3 protein-coding genes are annotated in these 4,024 nt (G+C 67.2%); 2 read left to right on the forward strand and 1 reads right to left on the reverse strand.

Annotated features, from left to right (window positions below; all coding sequences use genetic code 11):
* Positions 1-82: 82 nt before the first annotated feature.
* Entirely contained in the window at positions 83-1,564 is a 1,482-nt protein-coding gene (locus CJ177_RS46415; RefSeq protein WP_095871091.1) for an aldehyde dehydrogenase, read from the reverse strand.
* A 257-nt stretch (positions 1,565-1,821) separates the two neighbouring features.
* Here CJ177_RS46415 and CJ177_RS46420 point away from each other — a divergent pair, with 257 nt between their 5' ends.
* Positions 1,822-2,997 (forward strand): CaiB/BaiF CoA-transferase family protein, encoded by a 1,176-nt coding sequence (locus CJ177_RS46420; RefSeq protein ID WP_095871092.1) that lies wholly within the window; start codon positions 1,822-1,824, stop codon positions 2,995-2,997.
* A 34-nt stretch (positions 2,998-3,031) separates the two neighbouring features.
* Positions 3,032-3,925, forward strand: a complete 894-nt coding sequence (locus tag CJ177_RS46425) for a CoA ester lyase (RefSeq protein WP_061042389.1) — start codon at positions 3,032-3,034, stop codon at positions 3,923-3,925.
* Positions 3,926-4,024 lie beyond the last annotated feature (99 nt).

Here is a 4,024-nt window from a genome sequence, read left to right on the forward strand (position 1 = left end):
GTCAGGTCGGTGACGAGCCGGGCGAGGGCTTCTTCGACGGGTGGGAGGGTGCCCATGTGTGTGTCCTTTGCGGTGTTGGGGGTCAGGAAAGCGAACCGAGCAGCCCGGCCGGGATGCCGTACGACTTGAGCTCGACATAGGCGTCGAACCCCTCGAGGCCGGCCTCGCGGCCGATGCCGCTGTTCTTGAAACCACCGATCGGGGCGGTGAAGCCCACCGGGCTGCCGTTGACTTCGATTGTGCTGGTGCGGATGTGGCGGGCCACCGACAGTGCGTGCTCGGGATCGGCGGCGAACACCGAGCCATTGAGGCCGTACTCCGAGTTGTTGGCGATCTCGATGGCCTCGGCCTCGGTGTCGAACGTGTGCACGGTGAGAACCGGACCGAAGATCTCCTCCTGCGCGATCTTCGCGAAGGGATCGACGTCGGCGAAGATCGTGGGCTCGACGTACCAGCCGCGGTCCAGGCCTACGGGGCGGCCGCCGCCCACCAGCAGGGAGGCGCCGGACGTCTTCGCATCGGCGATATAGCCCTCGACCCGGCTGCGGTGACGGTCGCTGACCATCGGTCCGATTTCGGTGGCCGGGTCGAACGGGTCCCCGACCGGCATCGAGCCGATCAGGTCCAGCAGACGGTCGTGGAGTTCGTCGCGCCGCGAGCGGGCAACGACGATGCGGGTCTTGTTGCTGCACACCTGGCCGCTGTTGCGCAGTGACACGGCGCGGATCGCGGCGACTGCGACGTCGAGGTCGGCGTCGTCGAGCAACACCGCGGCGGACTTGCCGCCCAGTTCGAGGGTCACACGGCGCAGGTCGTGGCCGCAGAGCGAGGCGATGCGACGGCCCGCCGGGGTCGACCCGGTGAACGACACCTTGTCGACGCCCGGGTGCCGCACCAGGTACTCGCTGACCTCACGCTGGGCGGGGACGATGTTCACGACGCCCTCGGGCAGGCCGATCTTGTCGAGCATGTCGCCGAGCAGATACGCGTCGAGCGGAGTCTCAGGGGAGGGTTTGACCACCATGGTGCAGCCGGCGAGCAGTGCGGGGGCGAGCTTGATCATGGTGATGAGCAGCGGTGCGTTCCACGGTACGACAGCGGCGACGACGCCGACCGGCTCGCGGGTCACCAGCGCGCTGCCGGATGCCGACGTGCGGGTGTCGCTCCACGGGTAGGTGGGCGCGATGTCCAGGAAGGCGTCCAGAAGCATGCGGGGGCCGATGGACTGCATCTTCGTGGACAGGGTGATCGGACACCCCATCTCTGCGCTGACGAGTGCGGCCGCCTCGCTCTCACGCGCGGCGAGTTCCGCGCTGAGTTTCCGCAGGACCGTGATGCGCTCGTCGAGTGACATCCGAGGCCAGGGCCCCTTGTCGAACGCCTCGCGCGCCGCGGTGACTGCCGCATCGATGTCGGCCTCGACGCCCTCAGGTACCCGGGCGACGAGCTGTTCGGTGGCCGGGGAAATCACCTCGAAGGTGTGTTCGGATGCCGGCTGCACCCACTGTCCGCCGATGAACAGGGTGTCGTACTGCCCCTGCCACAGTTCGGTCTGCGCACTCATCGTGCCGCTCCTTCGCATTCGCTTCGTCATAGACGTGCCCGGGTCTCAGGTGGGAGTCATCTGTCCAGCCTGGACGGCGGTCTTCGGCTCGATATGTGAGCTGCACCATGTAAAGTATATTATGTTCCGAAATCCGATGGAAGCCCCCTGCGGTCTCGCACGGCGTGGATCCGCATCATCCGGCGCTCAGTCGAGGGAAGGCTTGACCTCCCTACAGATGATATATAATATTTAGGTCGACACGAAGGTGAGGCAACATGCAGCACAAGCCACTCGACGGTATCCGGATACTCGAGATCGGGGGGTACATCGCTCTCCCGTTCGGGACGTCGATACTGTGCGCCCTCGGCGCCGAGGTGGTCAAGGTCGAGCGCCCCGTGGTGGGCGAGGACTTCCGCCGTCACCAGAATGACGGGAGCCCGTACTTCCGGCAGTACAACACCGGAAAGCGCAGTCTGTCGGTCGACCTGAAGTCGGAAGAGGGTGTCGCGCTGGTCAAAGCGCTGATACCGCACTTCGACGTGGTCCTCGAGAACCTGCGCCCGGGCAAGGTCGCGGCCATGGGGCTGGGCCCCGAGGACTGCCGCGCCCTCCGCCCCGACATCGTGTACGGCTCGGTCACCGGGTTCGGTGCCGGCGGACCGCTCGCCAACCGCCCCGCCTACGACACGATCGGCCACGCGTTCGGCGGTCTGTACTCACTGTTCAGCGACGGCGACCACCCGCAACTGGCCGGTGGCCTGAGCGCGGACCTCGTGACGGGCCTGAGCACCGCCACCGGCGTCCTCGCGGCCCTGGTGGGGCGACTGAAGACCGGCCGGCCGCAGCGGATGGAGACGTCGATCATGGAGGCGGTCAGCGCGCTCACCATCGACGGCATCACCCAGTCCTTCGAGCTCGGCAACAACCCCGCCCGCACAAGCAGGCACCCGCAGGCTCAGAACTTCTGCGTCCCCACGTCGACCGGCGAGTACCTGGCCGTTCACCTGTCGTCGTCGCAGAAGTTCTGGCACGCGCTGTGCCGCGCCATGGACCGCATGGACCTGACCGAGGACCCCCGGTTCGGCGAGTACCGGCCGCGGGAGTCGAACTACTTCGAGCTCGTGCCGATCGTCGAGGCGGAGTTCGCCAAGCAGTCGAAGGACTACTGGGAGAAGGTCCTCACCGAGGCCGACGTGCCGTTCGCACCGGTTCTGTCGATGACCGGCTATCTGGAGCACGAGCAGGTCGAGCACCTGAAGCTGGTCGAGTGGCAGCCCGACGGTCTGCCTCTGATCCGCCCGCCGTGGACCTTCGACGGCGAGCGACCGGACCGCGGTGCCCGCGCGCCCAAGGTCGGCTCCGACACCCGTGCCGTGGCGAGCGAGGTGCTCCCCGCCGAGGAGATCGACGCACTACTCGAGCGCGGCGTCCTCTTCGCCGACGAGTCCTGATTCCTTCGAATTCGCATATCACTGAGGAGTGTTCATGAAGCCGTACCGTTCCATGCTGTTCGTGCCGGGCCACAAGCCGAGCTGGGCCGACAAGGGCCTGGCCTCCGGTGCCGACGCCCTGATCCTCGACCTGGAGGACTCGGTGCCCGCCGCAGACAAGGACGAGGCGCGTCTGGTCGTCGCCGACACCATCGACCGTCTGCATGCCGACGGTGTCCGCGCCGACCTGTGGGTGCGGCCCAACGCGTCCGTGTCCGGAATCCAGGGCAAGGACCTCGAGGCCGTGATCCGGCCGGGTCTGGCCGGCCTGTTCCTGCCCAAGGTCTTCGACGCCGAGGAACTCGTGCGCATCGATGCGGTGGTGTCGCACATCGAGGCACGGGAAGGCCTCGAAGCCGGCAGCGTAGGCCTCATCGTGAGCTACGAGACGGCGGTCTCGATGGCGCACTGCGAGGAGATGGCGGCCGCCACCCCGCGCATCCGCAGCCTGCTGGGCGCCACCGGACCCAGCGCGGACGTGGGCCGCGAGCTGGGCTTCGAATTCACCCCGGCCGGCCTGGAGACGCTGTACCTGCGGAGCCGCATCGTCCTCGCAGCCCGCGCGGCCGGCCTGCACCACCCCGTTGCCGGCGTGTGGCAGGACATCAAGGACCTCGACGGTGCCCGGCAGTTCTGCCTGGACAACAAGCAGCTCGGCTACCGCGGCATGGTGTGCATTCACCCCTCGCACATCGCCGTCGCCAACGACGTGTTCACGCCGTCCCCCGAGCAGGTCGACTTCTACCGCCGCATGATCGGGGCGTTCAAGGTGGCCGAGGCGGCCGGCAGCGCGGCCGTCGACTTCGAGGGCCAGCACATCGACATCGCGCACGTGAAGACCGCCGAGGGCATCATCGAGCAGGCGGAGGCCATCGCGGCGTACGCCTGACCTCCACGAAGACAAGAACAGCTGTCCTGTGTCAGCGAATCGTCCTTGATGTGTGCGCCCTGACCTGCGGTAAGGAAATTTGATTGGCAAACCGAGTGC

Origin of the sequence: Rhodococcus sp. ACPA1, from assembly GCF_002300195.1 — a bacterium.
GTDB classification, from domain to species: Bacteria; Actinomycetota; Actinomycetes; order Mycobacteriales; family Mycobacteriaceae; genus Rhodococcus_F; species Rhodococcus_F opacus.